We start from the raw sequence: 26997 nt of genomic DNA on the forward strand, positions 1-26997 counted from the left end.
CACTTCCTATAAATTTATATTATTTTACTATTGTGTCCTTATTTTATTATATAGAATATTAATACAAATTTCAAATATTTGACATAGAAATATAAATTGTTTCTCTAATTTTAAAATCCTATAATTTTGTATTAAAATGAGTCCTTGCATGGTCTTATTGTCCCCAATATTGAGAAAATATCAATTTTAAACATTAATCTTAAACACAGACTAAACTTTATAAGCCAAACTTTTAATTCCTTCTAAATCTTCATCGGCTACATCATAATTAATGTGATTCACAGCCCTTTTGAACCTATTGTATGGTAACTTTTAAAGGTATTATAGAACTTCATCAAAAGTTAGTTCTCGTTTAGCCATAACTACAGCCCCATTCGATATAATTTAGTGAAATATTATATTTTTATGTTTTTATAAATAAGATATATTTCTTTATTCTTTTATGGGAATATAAACATCAACTTCAAATCCATCATTCTTAAATCTCTCGTCATAAAGTTCAAAGTTTGCGGCAGCAGCTTCATTATAAGGACTATTTGCACTAGGAGGACATAACCCGGGTTGGCTATAACATGAATTAGGAAGCCAGCTTTCGAAAAAATAATGCCAAATTTCTCCTAGTTTCCTACCAAGCTCTGATTTATCTATGCCTCTTGCAGTAAATATAGCATACTTGGAACTTGGTACAACTTTGCCAACCATTCCTTCAGGAATATTCTCTAGACTACTTACTTCCTTACATACTATATAAGAAAAACTACCTTCACCATCATAATCTGTGTCCATTCCTAAAATAGAATTAGAACTTATTTTGTTAGGAATAGCATCTTCTATTCTATCTCGGAAATATCTATCCCATAAGCTGTGAATCAGTTCTGGAAAATGAATATCCTCAAATGAAGTTTTAACTTCAATACCTATTACTTTAAATTCATCTTTTTCTATAATTATAGGTTCGATTATAAAATCTCCTCCAATATTTTTATATTTTATTTCGTTTAAATCTCTCTTTTTAAAAAATATTTTATGCTCACTATTTTTTCGGTATTTACTTGGGATTAGCCCGTACATTTTACTGAAAGCCCTTGTAAAGGATTCAGGGGTTTCATATCCATATTTAAGAGCTATATCAAGTATTTTATTTTGTGTAGAGATTAATTCATAAGCTGATTCTGCTAGTCTTCTTTTTCGTACATACTCTTTTAATGAATATCCAACAAGGGCATGAAAAAGCTGATGAAAGTAGGATAACGAACAGTAGGCTTCGTTTGCAATTTCAGTAAGTGAAATATCTGTAGTTAAATTTTCTTCTATGAAATCCATGGATTTTTCAATTCTTTGGTATAGATTCATTAACATTGCCTCCATATTTTTACTATTGGCGCCTGTAATAATAATATCATAGTTTAAAACGTTAAATCTTGATATTTTCTACTATTTTGAAAATGTACTTTATAGTACTGTAGTTGTTCAAATATGTAGAATATAACCTTTATTATGGTATAATAAGAACTAAATAAAAATATTTAGTGAGGTTCAGGGTGATAAGATGAGGATAGGTAAATTTGCTGAAACTAATAAATTAAGTATTGATACAATAAGGCATTATATGGATTTGGAGTTAATAATACCTGAAAAACATAATGGACAGTATTATTTTGATTCAAGATGTCAGAAAGATTTAGATGATATATTGAATTTTAAAAGTATGGGTTTTAGTCTAAATGATATTAAAACAATATTTTTTTATAAAGGTTTTGGTATGTTTGCAGCCTACCAAGAGGATGTGTATTATAAAGCACTTTTCATGGACAAATATAAAAAGCTAGAGAATGATATTGATAAATTAATTAAAATTAAAGATAAATTACAAATTAAAATAGAAAATCTAAACCTTGTAGATAGTACATTTAAGGAGATTGATCCACTTGGCATAGATTTAAGAAATTTAAGCTTTTTTAAATGCAATAAATGCAGCGGTAATTTAATTCTTATGGATGGAGTTATAAATAATAATCAAGTTATTGAGGGTAAGTTAAAATGTAGTTGTGGAGAAGAATATTATATTGAGGATGGTATATTAAAAGTTGGGGAAGTCTGCACTAAATCAAAGGTTAACTTTAATCACGATTTTGTTATGGAATATGTAAATGTAACAGATACCTCCTACCTAGATAATTTACGAAAGGGATTTGAGTGGATGTTTAGAAAAATATCTGATTGCAATTTGAATAATAAGGTATTGCTTGAGCTAGGAACAGGTGTGGGATTTTTTCTTAGAAACATTTATAATGAAATTCCAGATAACTGTTTATATATAGCCGTTGATCATGATTTTGATAGGCAGAAATTTTTAAAAAGCTTATTTGAAAGAATTGATTGTAAAAAAAATATAATTTTCATATGCTCTGATTTTTTAGAAGTTCCTATTAAAGAAAAATCAGTGGATATAGTTTTAGATATTTCTGGGACGAGCAATTATAGTTTTGAACATGAAGATTTTCTATTGAATTTAGTAGATTCATATATTAAAGATGATGGGTACTTATTTGGATTATATATTTTATTTGAAAATTTTAGTACTAACAGTTTAATAGAAAACAATTATAGGAAAAATTTTATTTTAAAAAATGTAAAAGAAAGTATAGGTACTTTAAAATACAAATCCTCTGATGAAAAGACCTGGGAGTTCGTGGAAAAAGGTGGAAAATATGATGATTACTTTGTAGAAGGAGAAAAAATATATACTTATTCCTTCTATGGGAAAAGGTAGGGTTAACCCTATCTTTAATTGTTTTTTTAATAAACACATGTCAATTAGCTTATTGACATCGTGTTAGGCCTAGCACTTAAAATTAAATTGAAGCTCCGCAGGAGATGATTTAAAAGGAGGCAACAAAATGGATCTGATAAAAAAAATATACTCGCCTTACCAAGGTTTACCTAAAGAAATTTACATCATTTTTATATCTAGAATTATAAATACTATGGGGTGTTTTGTTCAACCATTACTAGTGCTTATATTAACTCAGAAAATAGGACTTCAAAAGGATGTCGCGGGAATATATATTACAGTTGTATGCTTAATTAGTGCTCCTTGTTTGATTTTAGGAGGAAAATTGGTTGATACAATCGGTAGAAAAAAGGTGATTTTAATTTCTCAGGGATTCGGTGCAATTACACTTATTTGCTGTGGATTCATAAAGCCAAATATTATGATGATATATATTCTTATGTTATCTTCTGTACTATATTCATTGTCCACACCAGCATATGATGCTTTGCTTGCGGATTTGACAACGCCTGAAAATAGAAAAACTAGTTATTCATTAGTTTATATGGGATGGAATCTAGGGTTTGTCATAGGTCCATTAATTGGTGGGATGTTGTTTAAAAACTATTTATCTTTAGTTTTTATAGGTGATGGTATAACAACTGTTTTATCCTTAGCACTGGTTATGATTTATGTTAAAGAGACTATAGTAGAAGAAATGGATTTAACACAAGAAAATAGACAACAAGAAAAAAGGGTAGAGGGGTCTGTCTTCTCAGTTCTTCTTAGTAGGCCAATCCTCTTGTTCTTCTCTCTAATATTGTGTTGTTACTCTTTCGAATATTCTCAATGGGGATTTACTTTACCATTGCAGCTTGGAGAAATTTACAAAAATTTAGGAGCTTTCAATTATGGGATTCTTGCTGCGGTTAATGGAGCTATTGTGATACTTATAACTCCATTAATTTTAAAAATTACTTTTTCAGTTAAACCAATTAGGGCTATATCGATAGGAGGATTATTCTATGCAATTGCCTTTGGAATGTTTGCTGTAACAAAAATTTTCTCTCTGTTTTTATTTTTCACCATAATAATGACATTGGGAGAAATTATGATAAACATAAATGCCTCCACATTTATTGCAAATCATACGCCTTCATCCCATAGAGGAAGAATAAGTGCAATACTTCCTATAATTTCAGGCGCAGGGTATGCGTTTGGTCCAATTACTATGGGTAAAATTATAACAAAGTATAGTATTTCTTCTGGGTGGATTATTATTGGAATCCTTGGACTTATTTCAGCATTTATGATGTTTTTGATTGAAAGAATGGATAAAGACATAGTAAGTGATTGAACACTTTTAGTTCCTGAAATAATAGCTTCTAATTATTTAGGCATAAATGTGCTTGGAATATATTGCATTACAAATATGGCTGTTGCTCAGCATTTGTACAATATATTCCTTTGTTCTGGTTATTAGTAAATGTCATACAGAATACATTTTCGGCTACAATACAGTATCTGCAAGCATTTACAACATATCGAAAAATATCAAGAGAAGTAAATCATTAGATGATATACTATATTCAAAGGTTGGTGATGGATTATGTCTGACTATTTTATTGAACTCCAAAAGCTTTTAATTTTTTTCTCTATAAAATATAAAGAAGTATCTTAAGTAACCAACAGGTTCACTTTAGAGGTGCAAATTTAATTTTATCATAGTAAATCACACAAATATTATCAACTTAATTCGAGCGAAAATTAAAGCAAAAAATACCCCCATCATTGAAAGTGATGGGGGTATTTTATTTAATTATATAAAAAATTCAACTTATAAGACACATCCTTGTTTACAGATTAATTCGTTATTTTCGTGGAAATTTGTCACTCCATACCACTTTATAACTTCCTTCTGCATTTACAGGCTTTAATTTAAGGATGTATTTACCAGATATACTTGGAATAAATTGAAGGTTAAAAACATTTAGTATTTTATAACCTTCCTTATCTACCAAACTCGGTACTTCTTCTTTGCTATTTAAATTTCCATTTCCATTCATATAATTTAATGGAAAAGTTAATTCCCTATATGCCTTTCCATTCTCATAAAGCACATAACCTTTAAAAACAGTTTCATCTTTAGGATTAGTGATTTCCCAATCAACTTTACCAGATGTCAATTCAAAATCAAGTGAAGCAGGAAAACCTTCTTTATGTCTTATAAAATAGTCGACTGTGATAGTATCAGAATTTGATTTGGAGAATTTCCCTTCATTTGTACTAACCTTTATCGGACTATTAGAACAAGCAGTCAAGATGAAAATTAAAGTTAATGCAGAAATTAATATCGTAAATTTTTTATTATTCAAATTCATATCCCCCCCCCCCCCCCCCCCCCCCGTTAATTTTTATTTCTTATTTTCTACTATTGTGTCTTTATTGAATTATATACAATATTAATAATAATTACAAATATTTATCATAATTATATTTATATTGATTTACTAATAGCCAAATACCATTTGGATTAAACAAAATAAATTATATCCTCAATTTTAAATTTCTTATTTGTTAACCCAAGTCTTTGAGCGGGAGTTACATTTTCGCCTTTGTATTTATATGTCTCACAAAAATTTAGAAAGGTTCTTAAAATTGTCAAAGAATATTGAGCATACATTGGATTAAAATTAGCATATATATAACTTTTGCCTTCTCCACGACTTGATACTAAAGGTCTTTCGAGGATTGATAGCCTTCTTCTAATTTGATTAAAAAATGTATTTATAGACCTGCTATTCACGTTATATAATAAATCAGCAAGTTCATCATTGGATAAATAGGATAAGTCGGTAACACAATCTACATACCTCGCTCCTTCGTCTTTAAATGGGTATGGATGTTCAATAGGATTATTAGCATGAATCGGATAACTTTTTCCATTAAAATCAACATACTTATATAGACTGTGATAACTTAAATCCTCTGCAAGTTTCTTAATTGCTGTTTCCTTTAAGTTTCCTTCAAAGTAATGAGTATCTTTCCATTCTTGCAATTCATTTTTTGCCATATTAAATGAAACATATGCTTCTTTTTTAGACATCTTCTTATCTACTTGGCATAAAAAACAATCCATAGTATTATTTTTTATTTCATCCTTATAAACTCGCATTAAAGCGGTCATTAATGATGAATCTTTATCAGATACATAGTAGAGCCTTTGAACATTTATATTTTGCTTTATAGCCCAATAGTGAGCAATGGCAGTATATGTAGCGTTGACATGAAACCCATTCAAATAATCTTTACGATTAAGTAGTTTAGTTATATCAATTTTGTCATCTTCTACTGTATCCACAGTCGGTTCTTTTTTTGAAATGTCATAGAAAGAGTATCTATACTTTGCATTTCTTTGAGCAAAATTGTATAAATGATTTTCTTTAAGTATTTCAATATCTCTTTCAATATCTTTGACCGTTACTTGCCAGTCAAAGGCTACATCAACTCTGAAAATATATCTTGTAAACATATCACTTGTAGCAAGAACCCCAGTTGGGAATACGAGTTTTTCAGTATGCCCATATTCCTTACCCCCACAGCCTTTTCTCCGTACATTATTTAGATGATAGACCAATTTATCTGTGTTTAACCACAAAGTTTTGAACTTTTTTTCCTTTAATGCCTTATCTTCATACCTTTCTAAAAATTCAAGACATTTTCTATAAAGCCACTCTAATTTATTATAATATGTTTGTGGACTTATTTCCAATATTTCGCAAGTTCTCCTTATTGGAGTTCTATTTAATAGTAATCTTGCAAAGAGTGGGAGTATATCATTTTTATTTTGATTGTATGTAAAACATTCTCTTTGATTAGGTAATACATTAGTTATTTTTTTGCATATCTTACATTGATATTTTTGAGAATTACTACTGCTTTTCCCACGAGCATAGAAATTATCTCTATTATCAAAAGGATTTAATTTTGTGTTTAAGCAATTATCTTTATGGAAAATATATTCTGGTTCAATGGCAATCACTGTATTAATATCTATTAATCTTTTTATTTCTTCTGCAATAGACCAATTACTTAAAAGTGAAGTGGTAGAGTTAAGAATTATACCATTTTCATTATCGCCATAAACTCCATTACATACTAAGTATTTATTATAATCCATACCACCCTGTAATTTATATCTTGAAGGTTTGTTTTTAATACTATTGTGTTTTACTTGTTGCTTCCCAAAATTTTTACAAAAGGGATTGTCACAAAAATTCATTTGAACTTCATAAGTGTTATCTTTATATTCGATATTTAGTGTTTTGAATAAACCATCTCTATACTTTTTAGCAAATGCAACTATGTCAAGTTTGATATAATCCTCTTGCCTTTGAAGGATTTCGTCATTAGAAACAGGGCAGATTACATTAACCTTGCTATCATTCTTTGATGTTAGTTTCTTTAGTTTCCCCAATTGTTTCTTCACACTCCATTTTAGTAACCAATTTGCAGTCTGAAAGTCAGAATTAAGAGAAAAAATGAGAGTAGATATAGATATGGAATTAAGGGGTTATAGCCCAAGAACCGTAAAAGGCTATTTACACGATTTTATATAAAATTTAACTTAATTATTTTAATATTCTTTCTAACTTTGTCGTTACAGCATTATGCATTTTTTCCATATATTCTTCAAAAGTATTTTTATTATTCATGAATGGTGATAGTACACACGCTCTTAATATAGTAACTTTTTTTTCTTTTAACCATTCTTTTTCATCTGGTCCACAGTTCTTAACAAAATTTAATGGACTATGTCCATAATCCTCAATTGTAAAATCTGTATGAGAAGTTATGAAATCATTTGTATATAACCCATTTTGAACATATGAAGCTTCTTCATAGAATTTATGATTTAATTCATTCATTACTGCTAAGTCTGTATTTCCTTCATAATTAAATGCAAAGTCAACCATGTTAAAATCTGGTCTACCAAGTGGATGTACTACAACTACTTTATCTCCTATTATATATGTTTCATGATCTTTTAAATTAGTGAATAAATTAAATGAGCCTTCAATACTAGCTCCAATTAACTTACCATAACCAGATATATTTAAAGGTAATACTCTATGTGCTGTCCATACTGAAGCAGCGGTAGCACCAGCTTTTGATCCTTCTAATATAAATGCTCCAAGTAATGCAGGAATATCCATTTTTTTCTCAAATACATATGTTGCAAAGTAAGAAATAAATTCTCTCATTCTATTATCTCTTATAACAATACCACCTGCTGAATATGGAATATATCCCATTTTATGAGGATCTATTGTTATAGTATCAGCTTGGCTCATAGCTTTAAATGCTTCATAAACATCTGTTGATGGCCATTGAGTTTCAGCATCTTGAAATACTCCATACTCTAAATATTTATCATGTAATTCATCTTGAGGTATGAAATTGTATTCTTCATCTAAGAATATTGATCTTGCATATCCACCATAAGCAGCGTCCACATGAAAATAGAAGTTTATTCCTTTAGAAGAATATTCTTTTTTTACTTCAATTATTTTGTGTATGTTATCTACAGCGCCTTCTTCTGTTGATCCAACAACACCAACAACACCAAGTATTGGTATTTTTTGTTCAGTAAGCTCATCTATTGTTTTTCTTAAAGAATCCATACTCATTCTATAGTTTTCGTCAATTTCTACTGCTACAACATTGTCTAATCCAAGTCCTATTATATCAGCAGCTTTTAACCATGAATAATGCTTAGTTTGAGGAACTAACCACTTTCCTAATTTTACTATTCTAGAAGCACCGGCTCTAGCTGATTTACTCTTTAATTCGTCTAACTTTTGTGGAATCTTATCTGTTAAGTCTAATATTTCATCAACTGACATATTTAAAAGTTCCCATTCAGTTTTTCCTTCTACTAACGCTGGAGATACCTCCCTTATTGCGAATGGTAATGAAGCTATATTTCTAGCATACCAAAGACCTTCTAAGTTTGCTATTGAACCATCTGCACATATATGTCCCCATGATTCCCCTTTTTTATAACTCATTAATTCACAAAAATCTGCTCCTACTTCTTCTTCCATTTCTGAAGTTGCTGGTGAAGACTCATACGCAACGTTGTTTCCATTATATAACATTGCTGCGAAATATCCTAATGTTGCAGGAACTAAAGTTTCTGAATTCATATGTCCTAAGAATCTTGGTGAATGCCATGGCACTGATCCAGCTCTTAATTTTGATGAAAGTTGAATAAGAACTTCTTCCATTTTATCTTTAGTAGACTTAAAGCTTTCTTTTTCTTTATCTTTTTCTTTTATTATAGTATCATCCCCAGGATGGTAGTTTTTTCTCCATTGGCTATGATCCTCAAATAGCATTTCAAGATTATTTTCAAATATTTCTTTGTTTTCTGATTTAGGTCCTAAAAATAATGCTTTCAAATCAATGTTTTTTTCACTCATACTGTTCCTCCTTATTTATTTAAATAATTATTAGTTTTTTTATTAATCAGTTTTCTCTTTTAAAATTTCTTCTGATTCACTTTTTTCCATGAAGGTTTTCTTAATTTAAATATAATTATTGGTGATATCACACATACTGCTGTTCCAATAACTTGGACAGCTATATATATTCCAGATTTTGTGTTGGCTGGGGGTATTAAACTAACTATAATTGTTATTGCAATACCTATTAAAGATAATGATACTGCTATCCACATTCCTAATTTTCCACCTGAAATTGTAAATGCTCTAACAACATCAGGACGCTTATATTTTAATACAATTGCTGATAATACTATGAATAAGTAAACTATACAATATAATATATTTGTTAATATTAATATCATAAAGAAACTACTATTTACATTTGGTATAACAACATATAATATTGCTACAAAAGAAACTACTATAGCTTGTATTAATACAAAAGTTATTGGTACTCCATGCTTAGTTCTCTTTTGGAATACTGGAGGTAAGTTACCCTCTTCAGCAACTTTTATCATAGCTTTTGATGGTCCTAATACCCATACACTAAGTTGTGCAAGAACTCCAATGCATATCATAGCTGAGATGACATTTGTTAACCATGGTAATCCTAATTCATTGAAATATATTGCAAATGGTTGAGTTATATTTGATAATTGTATTTTATCTGTTGGTATTGTATTTGCTTCTGTTAAACCTGCTATAAGATTAAATACTATAAGAAGCCCCATTGATAAGAAAACTGATATTGGATAGTTTTTCTTAGGATTTTCTATGTTATTAGCATTTACAGATGCTATTTCTAATCCAGTGAATATAAATATTATTCCTGAAAATATTGAAAATTTATCTATTGAACCTAAACTAGGTATAGCACTTTTCCAAGTTAAAGGCCCAAGATTTACAATTCCGTGTTTAAAAGTCCACCATAAACCTAAAGCTACAAGTGCTACAAATGGAATGTAAATTCCAACAACTGAACCAATAGTACCAATTATCTTATCCATATCAAACTTTAAGTTTAATAATGTCACTGTCCAATAAGAAAGTATTATAAATGAGAATACAAAGATATTGTTTTGGGATAGATCTGGTCTCCCTATTACATATGCTAATAAAATACCAACTGTTGAACTAACCATTACCATTCCGAAGAACATTTGAACCCATAGTAACCAAGATGTTATAAATGCACATTTTTCTCCTAAAGCTTCCTTAACCCAAACCTCAGGCCCACCTTCTTCTGTCCATCCTGTTGCAAGCTCTGCACATATCAATGATATTGGAATTGCAAATAAGATTGCTGCTCCAATCATAAAGAAAATTTGTTGCCACCCAACAACTGCTAATGTCGGAACACTTCTAACACTTCCATAGAATGCTATACTGATTCCGATCAATTGGAACAATGAAAGTTTTTTCTTTTTGTTTTCCATACGTATGATTTCCTCCCTGCTACTATGTATGAATTTTTGAATTGCTTTTATTAAATTATAAAGATTTTCTTGGGACAATTTGTATTATTTTGTAACTATATTCAATATTTTCAACCATACCGTTGTACAATATTATATGGTTATCGCATTATATATTCCTAGTGCAAACTTATATTCATATTGTATACAAAATAAAACTAATTATGCGAGTAATTAATGTAAATGCTGTCGAACCATTTACCTTTTTTTGTTTTTTTCTCAAAGAGTAAAATAATAATAATATGAATGAAAAAACATTATAAGTTCGTATTAAATCAACAAAAAGTTCGTATATTATTCCATGTGGTCATGAAAGTAAGTCATATAGCCTGGGGAGTGGTTGAAGAAGGTTTTGTAAATTTATAAAGGAAAGACATCTGATTCTATAAGCGGGTGGCCCCTATTATAACAAAAGTCTTTACTATTAAAATTAAAAGATATACAATTATATTGGAAACCGGTTTCAAGTATATTTAGAATTTATGGAGATTAAGTTTATGGATATGAAAGATATTGCCAAACTGGCAAGAGTTTCAAAGGCAACAGTGTCAAGAGTAATTAATAATTCACAAAATGTAAGCCCAGAATTAAGGGCAAGGGTAGAGAAAATTTTAAAAGAAACAGGGTATACCCCTAATTTATTAGCACAGGAGTTAGTAACTAAGAAAACAAAATTAATAGGAGTTATATTACCTAGAATTGGTATTGATACATTTTCGCATATAACGGAAGGTATTACCGATAAGTTGAATGAAGAAGGATATAATATTTTGCTAGGTACTTCTAGGGAAAGTAAAAATGATGAATTTAAATATTTTGATATTTTTCAAAAGAAGCATTTGGATGGAATTATTTTTTTCCACACTGAGATTACAGAGAAACACATAAAGTTAATTAATGAAATTAGTATTCCAGTTGTAATAATGGGTCAACAAAATAGTGAAATAGATGTTCCCTATGTAACATATGATGATTTTAATGCAGCTAAGGCAATGGTATCACATTTGATTAGTCAAGGGCATGAAAAAATTGCATATATTGGCTTATCAGAAACTAAAGTGGCAATAGGAAGCTTTAGAAAAGAAGGTTATATGGCTGCATTAAAAGAGAGTAACATTGATGTACCGGATGAATATTTATCAATAGGAGATTTTGAAATATCATCAGGATATAATGAAATGAAAGGTATAATTAATAATTCCAAAATAATTCCTACTGCAGTATTTGCAGCGATAGATCGTTTAGCCTTTGGAGCAATACAGTATTTAAAAGAAAAAGGATACAGGGTTCCAGAGGATATATCAGTGGTTGGCATAGATGATATGGATATTTCATCCATATTTGAACCAACTTTAACAACAATGCATTTTGATTATTATGAATCTGGAATTAAGGCAGCAAAACTAATATTAGAAAAATTACAGAATGAAAAGATAGAAAATAAAAACATTGTTATGGGATATGAATTAAAGATTAGAAACAGTACAAAAAATATATAAAAAGTAGTAGCATTATTTTTTTACATAATTAGAAACTGGTTAATTGTAATAAATTTTTAGGAGGATAAGAATATGAAGAACATGTATGATAAAGTTAGCGAATCAGCAAAGTATATAGAGTGCAAAATGAACTTAAAGCCTAAAGTAGCAGTTATTCTAGGCTCAGGACTGGGGGATTTGGCTGATGCCATAGAAAATAAAGAATATATTTACTATAAGGATATACCAAATTTTCCACAGTCAACAGTGGTCGGACATGAAGGAAGATTAGTTTTAGGGAAAATAAAAGGCGTAGCTGTACTTGCAATGCAGGGCAGATTTCATTATTTCGAAGGTTATACAATGAAAGAAGTTGCATACCCTGTGTTTGTGATGAAGCTTTTGGGCATTGAAAAGCTTATAGTAACTAATGCTTGTGGAGGTATAAACACAAGCTTTAGTCCTGGAACATTAATGGTTATTACTGATTTTATTAATTTAGTTTCTGATAATCCATTGATTGGAATTAATGATGAAAGATTTGGACCAAGATTCCCAGATATGTCAGAACCCTATAAACTTGAACTAATAGATAAAGCAAAGAAAATTGCAGATGAAATAGGTGTTGAATATAAAGAAGGTGTTTATGCTGGATTTATGGGTCCTTATTACGAAACAGCAGCGGAGATAAGAGCAATTGGAGGGCAAGGTGCAGATGCTGTTGGAATGTCTACGGTTCCTGAAACCATAGCTGCAAATTATTTAGGCATAGATGTGCTTGGAATATCTTGCATTACAAATATGGCTACAGGTATACAAAAGCAAAAACACTCTCATGCAAGAGTGATAGAAATAGCTAAAAAAGCATCAGTGGATTTCTGTAGATGGGTAGCTAAAATAGTAGAGGATATTGGTTAATTTTAAAAGCTACAGACATAAAGTTTATGTCTGTAGCTCATGTGCCTAAGTGTATTAAATATATAGTAATACAGATCAAATCTGAATATACTCTAATATTTAATTGTTTTATACACTATATTTGGGTGAGTTATAGAGTACTATCTCCTTCTTGCCAGTCTATAGCACACAATCCCCCTGTTTTTAACGCTTTAAGTACACGCAATGTTTCATCAACACTTCTTCCTACATTTAAATCGTGAATAACAGAATATTTAACGATCCCATTAGGATCTATTATAAATAATCCTCTCAAAGAAATTCCCTCTTCTTCAATTAATATACCATAATTTTTTGAAATTTCTTTTGTTAAATCAGAAGCCATAGGGAAAGCGATTTTTCCCAAACCACCATCATTTGAGTTTTGATTTATCCAAGTTTTATGTGCATGTTGACTATCACAACTTACCGATAATAATTCTGTACCCTCCTTCTTAAATTCATCATATTTCTTACTAAAAGCAGTTATCTCTGTAGGGCATACAAATGTAAAATCTAAAGGATAAAAGAACATAACAAGCCACTTTCCTTTATAATCCTCCAATTTTACTTCTACAAAATCGCTTCCATCACCTTTTACAGCGTTCATTTTAAAATAAGGAGCTGATTTTCCAACTAATCTTTCCATATTGATACCTCCTAAATTAATAATATTTATAAGTTTCTATTAAATAAATGAAATAATTTTAATCTAAAATATTGTTTAACATCAATGATTATAATTTCCTATAGACTCATAAATTATTTCCTATCAAAACCAGTAATTAGCAAAGCAATTTCCTTCTGCTTTTTACTTATAAATAATATGAGCTTTACGTAATTCAATCATGACATGATATTCAATATCATTTAATAATAAATATCTTTTAATAGATTGTACTACCTAAACAATATCATGTCAATACCATACACTAATTATAATTCTGTAAATCAATACATTGCTGCAATTTATGGATTTGACGTTAATGATTATAAAGAAAGAATTTATATATTATATGTATTTCAACTTGCTTTTTCTAGTAAGAGTAATGTAAATGAAGTATTTGATAGGATGGAAAATTTTGAAGAGTATTATAGTACATTGCCCAAAGATATTAATTCTTTTGATTGGAGAGCATTTCAGCAAGAGTATAGAGATTACATTGATTTAGCAAAACTATTACAGATGGTTCCTGGAATAGGGGCGTTTGTAGGAGCTTATGTTAATACTAAATTTATTGATAAACTTAGCGAAACTGCTGTTCAAGCCTATCGTATGAGGATATTATAATGAGTGAAGATAATCTTTGAAATTAATGATAAACTCTGTATATTCATTAAATATATATTAATGTAGTAAGGGGTTGAATAAATTATTCAGCTCCTTATTTTGGTCTATATTAGAGCAAAACATCATGAAAGAGATTGAAATATTTTTTTGAGCATTTTTACGGATTTGCAAAGTTTATATTTAATATAAACAAATATTGACAAATTTATAAAGGTAGCTATAATAAGGGTTAGATGGGTTTTAGGATATATATTCTAGTTTATTTTACATTTAATGAAAAATGATAAGCTGTAAATTACAGCTATCTATAATTTTTATTAGAATTTAAAATTCATTGGAGGAAAATATGAAGGGAGAACTAAAAGAAGCATTAAAGACTTTAAAAATAATAGATAAGTGATGGCTTTTATAATAAATAGATGAAAGGAAATTATATGATGAATAAAGAAAAACAAAAGCTTATGAATGTATGGGACAAAGTAGCACCTACATTTAGTAAAATTGGACCTGATTATTGGCAGAGATTTGGCAGCAGATTAGTTGAACTTTCAAGAATTAACAAAGGTGCAAAAATAATAGATATTGGAGTGGGTAGGGGAGCTTCATTATTTTCTGCAGTAAATAAAATAGGAAGAGAAGGATATGCTGTAGGTATTGATACTTCAGAAGTTATGGTAAGTGAAACACATAAGGATATTGTGAAGCAAAAAATAGATAATGCCAAGGTAATAAAGATGAATGCACAAACCTTAGAATTTGATGATAATTCTTTTGACAATGTTATTTGTGGATTTGTAATTGGCTATATTTTGTATAGCGATAGTAAATTAACGGAAATACTAAGAGTGCTTAAAAAAGGTGGACAAGTAGGATTTAGTATATGGTCGCTACAAGAAGATCAAAAGTGGCTAACAGAAATAGTTAATAAATACTTACATGCAGATCCCTCTAATAAAAATAACAATAAAAAACCAGAGATTCCTAAATTTGATACAGTAACTGATGCGAGAAAAATATTAGAAGGTGTAGGTTTAAGAAATGTTCAGATTTATGAAGAAGATGCAGATGTGGTTTATATAAGCAAAGAAGAGTGGTGGAAAGAAATGTGGTCTAATGCAGTAAGAGTAGTTTTTGAAGGAATAGAAGAGCTGGGTGATGATAAATTTAAAGAGTTTAAAGTAGAGGTATTTAATGGACTTGAAATGTATAAAAATGTAGATGGGTTGCACTTTAATATGCCAGTGATATATGCATTTGGAGAAAAATAAAATGCAACTTAAAGTAGAGAATATTACCATTATTTTTAAATATCTATGATAATAAGTGCAATAGATAAATTCAGTGGGGGGGGATTATAAAAGTATGAGTAGTGAATTATTTAGTTCATTTCCTAAAATAATCACCGAAAGGTTAGTTTTAAGGGGAATAACACAACGGGATTCAGAAAGCATATATAAACTTTTGAGTAATCCAGAAGTGGTAAAGTATGATACCTTTGAACTCTTTACAGATATAAAGCAAGCAAAGGACTTGATTGAATGTTTTAGTGAGGAATTTAGGAGGAAAAGAGCTATATTCTGGGGGATTTCTTTAAAAAATCAGTCTGAAATTATTGGGTTTTGCAAGTGTGAAATAGAAATTCCTAAAATAAGAGCAGATTTTGGATATGATTTAAGACCCGAATATTGGAACATGGGAATTATGACTGAAGCACTTGGTGCAGTAATGGATTTTACGTTTAATAAAATTCATATTAATAGAATAGAGGCTTCAGTATCTAATGAAAATAATGCATCAATTAGAGTACTTGAAAAATCAGGGTTTGTAAAAGAGGGAGTTTTGAGAAAGAGAAACTATTGGGGTGGCAATTACCATGATATGGTAATATTTTCTATATTAAGGAACGAGTATTGATATATAGTTACTTTCATACGGGTAAAAAAATACGGGGGGTAATTGAGTGATAGAAATAAAAAAAGTAGTAAATGAAGAAATAAAATTCAAATTACATAAAGAGTACATTAATACAGTAGCAGAACCAATAGATGGGTTTTGGGAAAATGTAATGATTTGTAGAAGTCTTATATCCTCACTTAATGATAAAAGGTGCGATAATTTATATGAGTTCGCACCTTTTTTTATGTATTTAAAAATCAGTCATACACAATGGCTTTTCATCAGATGAAAAAAGCACATTTAAAATATTTAAATAGCCTTCATCAGATAACTGAACACGCCCATATTTATATAAAGATTTCAAGTCAGCGGCACAAGTAATCAATGAAGAAAAATCAGCAATGCCCATAGTCAACTCCACATCGAAATCATCATTTTCCACTAATAAGGAATTACCATTATTAAAGTGGATTAAATAACTACCGCCGTTCTCAGGAATAAAGCTATCTAGTATAGAAAGCTTTAACTTACAGCTTATATTATTAAAGTTATGATCTTTTAAATCTTCAAAAAGCTTTGGAATATTAATAACTCTATACATTATACCAGTTCCCTGGGTACTACATTCGTGATGCACAGACACCAAAATCCTATCAGAATTATTCCTTGGATCATTTAAAGCAAATCTAAAGTTTTCATCGTGGGTGTTTATTATTACATATCTTATTTGGTCACTTTGTGTATTTAGGAAAGTCATAAGCTCTAGGAAAACTTCAGAATTCTTAAATAGCATTTGAGATACAAAAATATCATTTACAAGGAAGGAACCAGTTTCTCCCTTTTGAAAATAAAAAACCAAATAGCCTAAAATTGTATTATCTACTTTGTAGCCTACAATTTTGGTGGATTCAAGGTTAAAAAGGCTTTCAAATTCTTTTGGGCACTTTTCAATAAGACCATTAGTTATATTTACAATGCTGTTATAAAATCTGCACATTTCTTCAGCATCTTCTTTACTTAAGAACTTGATGTTTTTCTTAGAATTTCCTTTTGGAAGATCACAAGGCTTAATCTTAAATTGATTAATACTTGTACCAAATCCAAACCCCATTTTTTTATAAAAGTCAGGTCTAAAAGGATACAATAAAGCCATGGATGCTCCTCTTTCTTTATAATGATAAATAAAGAATTTAATAATCTCTAAAGCAACCTTCTCTTTTTTGTGAAGTAAATCTACAGCGATGGAACCAACTCCACAAGCAAAGATTTTCTGATTAAGTAAATTCATTTCAAAATCATGTAATCTCATTCCACCTATAAGATTTTCTTCACTAAATAAACCATAGAAATTCATAAAGTCATATTCGTTTTGAATATTCATTATTTCAGCATGTTTTTCAAGTGGAAGTGGAATTGCAGGGTAGGCATTAGCGCGTATTCTAGCTAAGTCAGTTATTTGGGCATTGTTTAGTTTCTTTATGGAATACATTTTGACACCTCCTTAATTTGTAAAATATAATCTTATTATGTATGAAGTATAACCAAAAGTAAATATATATGAAGTATGTAGTTTTTTTCTAAAATATTAATAATATTCTTTAATGAAGAAAAAAAGTCTTGACCGTGACGTAAGGTTACTGTTTATAATAAAGTTGGGTGATGAAAATGAATTCTAAAAAAGGTGAATTTTATACTGCAGGTAAATTTGCTGGAAAAGCAGGGGTTACACTTAGAACCATACGATATTATGATAAAAAGGATTTACTTAAGCCTACAGAATATAGTGAATCAGGCTATAGGCTTTATAGTGATCAGGATTTTGCAGTGCTTCAGAAAATCTTAACTCTTAAATTTATGGGATTTTCATTAGAAGAAATAAAGATGGTAATGAAAGAGGATTCAGATAAGATTGACTTTAAGCATTCTCTCCATATACAGAAGCATGCCATAGAAAGAAAAATGGAGAATATGGCTCAGATTTTAAAAGCAATTAATGAAACGGAACAAATGCTGGATAGTGAAGATACATTGGATTGGAATAAATTTATTTTCATTATTAAAGCTATCAACTTAGAAAAAATATCTGTACAACAGTTTAAGAATGCAGCGAATTTAAAAAATCGTATTAATCTTCATGACAAATACAGCACAAATAAACAGGGATGGCACAGGTGGTTGTTTGAGAGAATTCCATTTTTTAAAGGTGCAAAAATTCTTGAACTAGGCTGCGGTGATGGAAGCTTCTGGCTCAAAAATAAGGACAGACTTCCGAAGCAATGTGAAATTACCCTTACAGATATTTCAGAAGGTATGATTGAGGACGCAAAAAATAACTTAGTAGATATGGAAAAAAGTTTTACATTTAAAGTTATGGATGCACAAAATATCACCTTTCAGGATTCTCAATTTGATATTGTCATTGCAAATCAAGTAATTTATTATATACAAAATAGAGAAAAGGTTTTTTTAGAAATTAATAGAGTTTTAAAACCTAAGGGTGTTTTTTATACTGCCACCAATGGCAAAAATCATATGGATGAGCTTTTTAGTATGGTAGAAAGATTTAGAGATAAAATCATTTTTCCAACCATTAAGAAGATAAATGAATTCAGGCTGGAGGATGGTGAAACGCAATTAGAACAATGGTTTTATCCTGTGCAGATTTATCGCTATAAAGATTCATTGAAAGTAACAGAAGTGGAACCCTTGATGGATTATGTTCTTTCTTCACCAAGTAATTTAAATGAAATTTTGAATGAAAAAGATTTTGAAGAGTTAAAAGAATTATTTAAGAATAACATAGAAAAGCATGGATATATGTTCATTACTAAGGATACAGGAGTAATTGAAGCTAAAAAAAGATAATACAAAAAAATATTTGGGGGGCAATTATGAAAAATAATAAAATAAAAAATCAGCTTATAAAAGATCAATATAAAGATGATAAAAATTTAAATTCAAGGTTGAATTTACACAGTTATAATATTAATAAGATAGATTGGAATGATTGGTGCTTTAATCAAATGGATTTTCCAAACAAAGCGAGAATATTAGAGCTGGGTTGTGGACCAGGAGGTTTGTGGGAAAGAAATAAATATAAATTAAATAAAGACTGGAATATTACTTTATCTGATTTTTCTAAGGGCATGCTTGAATGTGCTAAAAACACGTTGGAGCAAGTAGATTATGACTTCAAATATAAAGAGATCGATATACAAGATATTCCCTATGAAGATGGCAGTTTTGATGTGGTAATTGCAAGACATATGCTTTATCATGTTCCAGATATAGAAAAAGCTTTATCTGAAATAAAAAGAGTTCTTGCTACCGGTGGAACCTTTTATGCAACTACTAATGGACGTGGAGCAATGGCTGAACTTTATGAACTTATAGAAAAATTTGACCCTGAAATAGGTTTGAATAACTTAGGAATGGGTGAGAGGTTTGAATTTGAAAATGGTAAGCTTTTACTGGAGAAATGCTTTAGCGAAGTTAAAATGCAGGTTTTTGAAGGAAAAATTGTGGTACCTTTGGCTGAACCTATAGTTTCATATGTAGCTTCAACGATGAGGGGTAGTGCTATACTTGTAGGACAAAAAAAGCAAGAATTCACAAAGTATGTGGAGGATTATATTAAAGAAAAAGGGAGTATGGCAATAACTACGAAATCTTGTATATTTAAAGTGAAAAAATAAGTTTTAAGAAGAGTTTTCAATAATTACATTACTATGTCGTATATATATATAATTGGAGGAACATAATGAATAATGATTTTACAGCATATTTAGAAAATATGAAAAAACCTTGGAGCGTAATGTATTATAGATTGGTTTGGGAACAACTATCTCAAATAAATAATTCTAAAATTCTTGACTTCGGAAGTGGATTGGGAATTACAGCAAATTATTTAGCAAAGAACAATGATGTGGTTGCGATAGAACCAAATACTGACATGACAGAAATGAGAATGTGTGAAAATAGTTATCAGCAGATTATTGGGAATATAGAACAATTAAAACAACAAGAAGATAATTTCTTCGATGTTGTAGTATGCCACAATGTTTTGGAATATACAAAAGAGCGAAAAGAAATATTTAGAGAATTTTGCCGAGTTCTTAAACCCAATGGAATAATATCTATCGTAAAACATAATCATGTAGGAAGAATAATGCAAAAGGCCGTTTTTGAAAACAATGTAGATGAAGCAATCTCTCTTCTTGATGGTGAAACAGCTAACGTAATGAATTTTGGCCAGGTAAATTATTATGATACAAATGATGTTATAGAGTGGATAGGTGAAATAGATGTTAATATTGAAAAGGTGCTTGGAATTAGAACGTTTTTTGCTTTGCACCCAAATAATGAAATTAGGTATGACCCAATTTGGCAAGAAAAGATGTTTGAACTTGAGATGAATGTTTCTGATATAGACGATTATATAAATATATCTTTTTACAATCACATTTTGTTAAAAAAAGGCATTTCTGGCAGTACAATTCACTCGAAGCCAGGACTATATTAAGAATTATTTTGGGAGGCAAATATATTATGAAATTTAATTATTGTCCTATATGTGCTGAGGAACTTAGCGAGAGAAGCATTGGTGATGAAGGGTTAGTAAAATATTGCCTTACCTGCGATAGACCGTATTTTGATAGCCCTGCCAGTTGTGTTGAAGTTTTGGTTATCAATGAGCATAACCAGATATTGCTATTAAAACAAAATTACATTTCTAAAACTCATTGGGGAGTAGTGTCTGGCTATGTTAATAATGGTGAGACATTAGAGGAAACAGTAATAAGAGAAGTTTTGGAAGAAACAGGTCAACAGGTTGAAAAAATGCAGTATGTGGAAAGTTATTATTTTAAACCAAAAGGATTAATAATGGCTGGTTTTATTTCTTTTGTTAAGGCAAAGCCCTTTGTTGATTCTAATGAAGTTGATGATATTATGTGGTGTGAAATTGAGGAAGTTAATAGATACATTGCAAGAGTGGACAATATGTCAGGTATCCATTTTGACAATTCAATGCGAATATTAGATTTATAAAGTTTATATAAAATAAGTAATTCAGGTTATGATACATTTATTGTGATTCAAGAAATATATGATTTTATAAGGATGAGATATAAAAATTCAAAAATAAAGTTAGAAGGGGTACAACATGAGTTTTGATGATTACGCTAAAACGTGGGATACTGATGAAAGAATTGATAGAGCAAAAATAGTAGCAAATGAAATAAGCAAATCAATTGATATTAATAAGAATTATTCTGCTATGGAGTTTGGATGTGGAACTGGTCTTGTAAGCTTTAATCTTTATGATAAATTTAAAAATATTACGCTTGTTGATTCTTCAAAAGGAATGATAGACATACTGGGATCTAAGATTGATAAATACAAAGTAAGTAATATGGTCCCTTATCATTTAGATATATCTAATGGAAATTCAATGGAAATTCAATGGAAATGAAATTTGATGTTGTTTACAATTCTATGGTATTGCACCATATTCAGGATACAGAGGCTATGATAAAGACTTTTTATGAATTACTTAATAAAGATGGTTATTTATGTGTAGTAGATTTGGATAAAGAAGATGGTAGCTTTCATAAGAAATATCAAGATTTTGATGGACATAATGGTTTTATTCAAGATGATTTGAAAAATATTTTAATTGGTGCTGGTTTTAAAGATATAGAAGCGAATACCGTTTTTTATGGTGAAAAAATTATAGAAGACCAAAAGATTAATTATTCATTGTTCTTGATGAAAGCAAGAAAATATTAATAACAACAAACATAATAAATTTAAGGAGAACTACAATGAAAATTAATACAGTCTTAGCTAATAATGAAACTTCAAATATTATTAAAAATATATATCCATTATATTTGCACGATTTATCAGAACATTACGAGGACCTACCTAATGAATATGGAATATACGATGAGAAGACTATCAAAACATTAGCGCAGCAATATGAAGTCCAAAATGTATGGTTTGAGAAGCCTAATGTACTGTTTCCCTATATTATTATGGTAGATGATAAACCAGCAGGATTTATTCTTATAGCTACCACACCATATGTTCCTAAAACAACTGATTATTATGTTAATGAATTCTTTTTATTAAGACCATATAGAGGTAAGAATATAGGAGAGATTGGTGCAAAACTAGTGTTTGATAAATTTCTGGGGAGATGGGAACTATATACGAACCACTTACCAAAGAATTTAAAAGGTCAGAAGTTCTGGAGAAAAACTGTAAGGAGTTATACAAATAATAATTATGATGAATCTACAGGACAAACTGTTCATGGAGAAAAATTAATATTTAGATTTAATAATAGCAAAGGGTAGAAAAATTATTCATAGGGAAAATCTAGTGCCACGTGGGTGGCACCTATTTATTTAATGTTTGTGAATCCATCAATGCAAGTTACCAGTTCTCCTATCTCGGGCTTGCTCAGCTGTGCGTCTGCTCCAACAGAGTTTCCCTTATGTTTTAAATCACTTGTAATTAATGAAGAGAATAGTATAACTGGCAATTTTTTAAGAATGATATGTTCTTTAATTTTTCTTGTTAGTGTATGACCATCCATTTGTGGCATTTCAATATCAGTTATAAGTACGTGAACATCTTCCATGAATTTTTCTTTTTTTAGATCAACTAAATCTAGCAAATAATCCAAAGCTTGTTTTCCATCATCAAAGATCTTTAAGTTATTAAAGCCAGCCTTAATAAGAGTATCCTTTAATAATCTTCTAATTAGAGGAGAATCATCAGCAAGTACAAGTTTAATATTAGATCTGTCCTTATAAGCTATGTCAACAATCTTATCTTCACTAATTCCTGTTGAAGGGCTGACATCAGTAACTATTTTTTCGAAATCTAGAAGTAGTATTATTTTATTGTTTAAAACTATATTTCCTATGACTAGTGAATTAACAGATATGTCATCGGGCTTGGTTATTTTTTCCCATTTAATACGATGAACACCTACGATATTGTCAATACTAAAAGCAACCTCGATTTTATTGAATTCACAAAGAATAATTTTTGCCTCAATTTCATTTTTATGTTGTTTTTCTAAAACATATTTTAAGTCTATTAAGGTTATTATTTTATCTCTATATAATGTAAGTCCTGCTATGGCAGGGTGTGAATCAGGTAGTTTCGTTAAGTTGGTGGCATTTATTACCTCTTTAACTTTTATAATGTTAATAGCATAATGCTTATCATTTATCACAAATTCTAATATCTCAAGTTCACCAGTTCCGGATTCTAATAGTATATTATTATTCATATGTTACCTCACTTTCAAATGGTTATAAACCTAGTTTTCATAGAAACTAATTATAATTAAATTAATTCAGAATTATTAAAAAAATTGTACATGTTTTATATCTCGAACAAAATCTCCACAACTTTACTTTTAAGTGTGAAAATGATGATTTTTGGGTTAAGTGAAATTTAAAAATAATAAAACGAGATATAAAAGTGAAATTTTTGTGTTAAATATGGTAAACTATATAGTATGCAATAAAAGATTAACGGCATTATTAGAGGGTGAAGTTAAATGATATTAAATGGCGGATGGATAGAAACTACTGAAGGCGTGCACCGGTTTATATTGTGGGGCCAGGGTGGAGAAACTAAGTGTACAAGAAAAGGCAGAACACCTAAAAATGCACTTCCACTATATGAAGAAATGGCTTCAGTGGTCGAATTGCGCAGTAAAATTAATAATACAGCACTTGAGATAAGATGTGGAAAATATAAATATGATGCAGTAAAAAAGCAGCTTCACAAGAGAGAGATTAGAGGTATTTCTTTTAGTAATTTGGATTCATTCCATAGGATTTTAAATATAGATAGAGAACGCCTCGATGGAATAGAGCTGTCACAGGAATTAAAATTTTGGATTACAGTGGCAAAATTCACAGCTGAGCTAATTATAAAACATAAATATTTGCCTTCCTTAACCATCGATAGAGCACGTAAAAAAGTTGATTCTAGGTGGAGATGGCACACCAGCGACTCTGAGTATATTGATAAAAAAAAGGCGTTATGTAGTAATATGCCCACAGATTGTAAGTCATATTTTCTTTTAGAGAATGAGGAATTTAAATACACAAATACGACTAAACTTGTAAGTGATTTTATAGATTCTATGATTGATAGTATGGTGAGATGGAGCTGCACTGAAATAAACAAAGATAATGACTACTTCGGAGAAGGTTTTAGTAGCCTAGGAGGTACTTGGTTACATTCTCTTTTTTCAGAATTGCCTGAAATACCTATTGATACTAGTGATCAAATTAAAATGCTAAATGAGTATAAGAAATGGATAGAGCCAATAAAAATCAAAAACAATAATTTTAAGTTTCGTACTTGTTTTAAAGTTGTTCCACCAAGCCGAGGCGAGGAGTGGACAATTGAATATTTGCTTCAAGCAAAGGATGATCTCAGTCTTATGTTACCAGCAAAAATGATTTTTGAAGAATCCTTGGATACTATAACCTATTTAAATAAAAAATTCAATAATCCTCAAGAACGGCTTCTAGAGGATTTAGCAGTTGCATCAAAAGTATTTATTCCAATTGAAAGGAGTCTTTATGATGCAGTACCTGTAGAGTGCAAGCTATCAATGGAGGAAGCCTATTCATTTTTAAGGGAATCAGCTTACTTTTTAAAGGAAAAAGGCTTTGGCATTATTGCACCAGCATGGTGGAAAAAGCCTTCAAAACTTTCAGTTAAATTAAAAGATAAAAACCATACTACAAATACTAATTTAGCAACAAAGAGTACATTTAATATGGATACTATTCTTGAATATGATTGGAAGGTAGCCTTGGATGGAAATGAGATAAGTGAGAAAGAATTTGATAGGATTTCAGATTTAAAGGTGCCATTTATTCAATTAAGAGGTCAGTGGGTACAGGTCGATATACATCAAATCAAATCACTTTCCAAAATAAAAATGAATAAAGGCTTAAATGGAAAAATCCCTATGGGAGAATTATTAAGACTAAATTTAAGTGATGAAGAAATAATTCCTGGAATTAGTGTTGATAATATAGACAATCGGGAAGCTGTGGGTCACTTTTTTGAAAAATTATTCAATCTTAATAGTATAGAGGAAGTTGATATTCCGCAAGGATTCAGTGGTACCTTAAGAGAATATCAAAAAAGAGGCTTTTACTGGTTAACTTTTTTAAGGGATCATGGTATAGGGGCTTGTCTTGCTGATGATATGGGGCTAGGAAAAACGGTGCAAAGCATTTGCCTTTTACTTTACGAGCGGGAAAATAAGTTAACAGATAAACCTACCTTGATAATATGCCCTACTTCCGTTGTTGGAAATTGGGAAAAGGAAATTGAAAAGTTCGCACCTGGCCTTAAAATTGCAATTCACCACGGAAATAGTAGGTGGAGTTACGAAACCTTTAGCGATGAAATACATAAAAATGAAGTTATTATTACAACCTATGCGCTAATAGTAAGGGATAAGAGTTTATTTCAAAAGGAACAATGGGCGGGGATTATATTAGATGAAGCTCAAAATATTAAAAATAGCGCATCTAAACAAACTCAGCATATAAAAGCATTAAAGGCAGAATATAAAGTGGCATTAACAGGAACGCCAGTTGAAAATAGACTTTCGGATTTATGGTCTATTATGGACTTTTTAAATAGTGGATATCTATACAATTGGTCAACCTTTAGGCGTGAATTTGCAGTCCCTATAGAAAGAGAGGGAAATCCTGAAATAAGTAAAAAACTAAGGAAAATAATTTCCCCCTTTGTACTACGTAGACTTAAAACTGATGCAAATATTATCAAAGATTTACCAGAAAAAATCGAAACTAAGGAATATGCACCACTAACAAAGGAACAGGCTACACTATATCAAGCGGTAGTAAATGATTGTTTGAATAAAATTGATAGTTCTGAAGGTATACAGAGAAGAGGCTTAATTATTTCATCTTTAACAAAGTTTAAGCAAATTTGTAATCATCCAGTGCAGTTTTTAAAGGACAATGGTGAAATCGAAGGTCGTTCTGGAAAACTTGAAAGGATTTTAGAAATGCTAGAAGTTGTTATAGAAGAAGGGGATAGGTCACTAGTATTTACGCAGTTCGCAGAAATGGGGCACATTCTGCAATCAGAAATCGAGAAAAAACTAGGTGTGAAAACATTGTTTTTACATGGAGGTACCAGTAGAAAGAAAAGAGAAGAATTGATTAATATTTTTCAAAATGACACGAATGAGCCTATGGTGTTTGTATTATCACTAAAGGCTGGAGGCCTTGGGCTAAACCTTACAAAAGCAAATCACGTTTTTCATTTTGATAGATGGTGGAACCCTGCTGTAGAAAATCAAGCAACAGATAGAGCCTTTAGAATAGGGCAAATTAAGAATGTTCATGTGCATAAATTCATATGTATGGGAACCCTAGAAGAAAAAATTGATGAAATGCTAGAACGGAAACAGGCACTTGCTGAAAGTATAGTTTCAACAAATGAGAACTGGATCTCAGAAATGAGTAATGATGAACTCAGAGAGTTATTTATATTAGAGCATGACAACATAATTGATGGTTAATAGTTAATAGATAACAGATTGCAGATG

General features: G+C 30.1%; 23 protein-coding genes and 1 pseudogene. 16 read left to right on the forward strand and 8 right to left on the reverse strand.

The genetic code is table 11. The features are described 5' to 3' along the window. Window positions 1-432: 432 nt before the first annotated feature. Window positions 433-1353 (reverse strand): AraC family transcriptional regulator, encoded by a 921-nt coding sequence (locus G9F72_RS08170; RefSeq protein WP_164957840.1) that lies wholly within the window; start codon window positions 1351-1353, stop codon window positions 433-435. Window positions 1354-1549: 196 nt separating this feature from the next. Between G9F72_RS08170 and G9F72_RS08175 the strand changes: the two genes are divergently transcribed. Both G9F72_RS08175 and G9F72_RS08180 read left to right on the forward strand, forming a co-directional pair. Then, complete coding sequence (locus tag G9F72_RS08175; protein WP_164957841.1) at window positions 1550-2773, forward strand: MerR family transcriptional regulator; 1224 nt, start codon at window positions 1550-1552, stop codon at window positions 2771-2773. 127 nt (window positions 2774-2900) lie between these two features. Beyond that, window positions 2901-4130, forward strand: a complete 1230-nt coding sequence (locus G9F72_RS08180; protein ID WP_164957842.1) for an MFS transporter — start codon at window positions 2901-2903, stop codon at window positions 4128-4130. 514 nt (window positions 4131-4644) lie between these two features. Here the strand turns inward: G9F72_RS08180 and G9F72_RS08185 are convergent. The 4 genes from G9F72_RS08185 to tyrP form a co-directional block, all read right to left on the reverse strand. Continuing rightward, complete coding sequence (locus G9F72_RS08185) at window positions 4645-5154, reverse strand: hypothetical protein (RefSeq protein WP_164957843.1); 510 nt, start codon at window positions 5152-5154, stop codon at window positions 4645-4647. A 152-nt stretch (window positions 5155-5306) separates the two neighbouring features. Beyond that, on the reverse strand, window positions 5307-7262 hold the full coding sequence (locus G9F72_RS08190) for an insertion element protein (RefSeq protein ID WP_224676035.1): 1956 nt from the start codon (window positions 7260-7262) through the stop codon (window positions 5307-5309). Window positions 7263-7404: 142 nt separating this feature from the next. Then, window positions 7405-9258, reverse strand: coding sequence for a tyrosine decarboxylase (gene tdc / locus G9F72_RS08195; protein ID WP_164957845.1), 1854 nt, complete (start codon window positions 9256-9258; stop codon window positions 7405-7407). 59 nt (window positions 9259-9317) lie between these two features. Then, window positions 9318-10718 carry a tyrosine-tyramine antiporter gene (gene tyrP / locus G9F72_RS08200; protein WP_164957846.1) on the reverse strand — a complete coding sequence of 467 codons (1401 nt, stop codon included), beginning with the start codon at window positions 10716-10718 and terminating at the stop codon, window positions 9318-9320. Between the two features lie 536 nt (window positions 10719-11254). On the opposite strand from tyrP, the gene G9F72_RS08205 reads away from it, so the two are divergent. After that, window positions 11255-12256 (forward strand): LacI family DNA-binding transcriptional regulator, encoded by a 1002-nt coding sequence (locus tag G9F72_RS08205; RefSeq protein ID WP_164957847.1) that lies wholly within the window; start codon window positions 11255-11257, stop codon window positions 12254-12256. Window positions 12257-12337: 81 nt separating this feature from the next. Further along, entirely contained in the window at window positions 12338-13153 is an 816-nt protein-coding gene (locus G9F72_RS08210) for a purine-nucleoside phosphorylase (protein WP_164957979.1), read from the forward strand. 130 nt (window positions 13154-13283) lie between these two features. Here G9F72_RS08210 and G9F72_RS08215 read toward each other — a convergent pair whose 3' ends face one another. Beyond that, window positions 13284-13820 (reverse strand): peroxiredoxin, encoded by a 537-nt coding sequence (locus G9F72_RS08215; RefSeq protein WP_164957848.1) that lies wholly within the window; start codon window positions 13818-13820, stop codon window positions 13284-13286. A 312-nt stretch (window positions 13821-14132) separates the two neighbouring features. Here G9F72_RS08215 and G9F72_RS08220 point away from each other — a divergent pair. The 4 genes and pseudogenes from G9F72_RS08220 to G9F72_RS08235 all read left to right on the forward strand — a co-directional run. Next, a pseudogene (locus G9F72_RS08220) lies at window positions 14133-14462 on the forward strand (EcsC family protein); the annotation flags it as partial. A gap of 419 nt (window positions 14463-14881) precedes the next feature. Continuing rightward, window positions 14882-15730: a class I SAM-dependent methyltransferase gene (locus G9F72_RS08225; RefSeq protein ID WP_224676036.1), complete on the forward strand. Its 849-nt coding sequence runs from the start codon at window positions 14882-14884 to the stop codon at window positions 15728-15730. 94 nt (window positions 15731-15824) lie between these two features. Then, complete coding sequence (locus G9F72_RS08230; protein ID WP_164957851.1) at window positions 15825-16376, forward strand: GNAT family N-acetyltransferase; 552 nt, start codon at window positions 15825-15827, stop codon at window positions 16374-16376. Between the two features lie 46 nt (window positions 16377-16422). Then, window positions 16423-16647 carry a hypothetical protein gene (locus G9F72_RS08235; RefSeq protein ID WP_164957852.1) on the forward strand — a complete coding sequence of 75 codons (225 nt, stop codon included), beginning with the start codon at window positions 16423-16425 and terminating at the stop codon, window positions 16645-16647. Here G9F72_RS08235 and eis read toward each other — a convergent pair. Beyond that, a complete protein-coding gene (eis, locus tag G9F72_RS08240) occupies window positions 16609-17847 on the reverse strand; it encodes an enhanced intracellular survival protein Eis (protein ID WP_164957853.1) in 1239 nt (412 codons plus the stop codon). The genes G9F72_RS08235 and eis overlap by 39 nt on opposite strands. A 176-nt stretch (window positions 17848-18023) precedes the next feature. Here eis and G9F72_RS08245 point away from each other — a divergent pair, with 176 nt between their 5' ends. From G9F72_RS08245 to G9F72_RS08270, 7 genes are all read left to right on the forward strand, one after another. After that, entirely contained in the window at window positions 18024-19223 is a 1200-nt protein-coding gene (locus G9F72_RS08245) for a MerR family transcriptional regulator (protein ID WP_164957854.1), read from the forward strand. A 26-nt stretch (window positions 19224-19249) separates the two neighbouring features. Continuing rightward, window positions 19250-20053, forward strand: coding sequence for a class I SAM-dependent methyltransferase (locus G9F72_RS08250; protein WP_164957855.1), 804 nt, complete (start codon window positions 19250-19252; stop codon window positions 20051-20053). Between the two features lie 65 nt (window positions 20054-20118). Beyond that, complete coding sequence (locus G9F72_RS08255; RefSeq protein WP_164957856.1) at window positions 20119-20880, forward strand: class I SAM-dependent methyltransferase; 762 nt, start codon at window positions 20119-20121, stop codon at window positions 20878-20880. Window positions 20881-20906: 26 nt separating this feature from the next. Further along, window positions 20907-21407: an NAD(+) diphosphatase gene (locus G9F72_RS08260; RefSeq protein WP_164957857.1), complete on the forward strand. Its 501-nt coding sequence runs from the start codon at window positions 20907-20909 to the stop codon at window positions 21405-21407. Window positions 21408-21522: 115 nt separating this feature from the next. Then, window positions 21523-21831 carry a class I SAM-dependent methyltransferase gene (locus G9F72_RS26965; protein WP_263486813.1) on the forward strand — a complete coding sequence of 103 codons (309 nt, stop codon included), beginning with the start codon at window positions 21523-21525 and terminating at the stop codon, window positions 21829-21831. Then, window positions 21828-22148, forward strand: a complete 321-nt coding sequence (locus G9F72_RS26970; protein WP_263486814.1) for a class I SAM-dependent methyltransferase — start codon at window positions 21828-21830, stop codon at window positions 22146-22148. Before G9F72_RS26965 ends, G9F72_RS26970 begins: the two co-directional genes overlap by 4 nt. 35 nt (window positions 22149-22183) lie before the next feature. Continuing rightward, window positions 22184-22720: a GNAT family N-acetyltransferase gene (locus G9F72_RS08270; protein ID WP_164957858.1), complete on the forward strand. Its 537-nt coding sequence runs from the start codon at window positions 22184-22186 to the stop codon at window positions 22718-22720. 47 nt (window positions 22721-22767) lie between these two features. Here G9F72_RS08270 and G9F72_RS08275 read toward each other — a convergent pair whose 3' ends face one another. Further along, window positions 22768-23667, reverse strand: coding sequence for a chemotaxis protein (locus tag G9F72_RS08275; protein WP_164957859.1), 900 nt, complete (start codon window positions 23665-23667; stop codon window positions 22768-22770). Window positions 23668-23940: 273 nt separating this feature from the next. Between G9F72_RS08275 and G9F72_RS08280 the strand changes: the two genes are divergently transcribed. Next, the gene (locus G9F72_RS08280; protein ID WP_164957860.1) at window positions 23941-26970 is read left to right on the forward strand and encodes a DEAD/DEAH box helicase; all 3030 of its coding nucleotides are present in this window, start codon (window positions 23941-23943) and stop codon (window positions 26968-26970) included. Window positions 26971-26997: the final 27 nt, after the last annotated feature.

Source organism: Clostridium estertheticum (assembly GCF_011065935.2).
GTDB classification, from domain to species: Bacteria; Bacillota; Clostridia; order Clostridiales; family Clostridiaceae; genus Clostridium_AD; species Clostridium_AD estertheticum_A.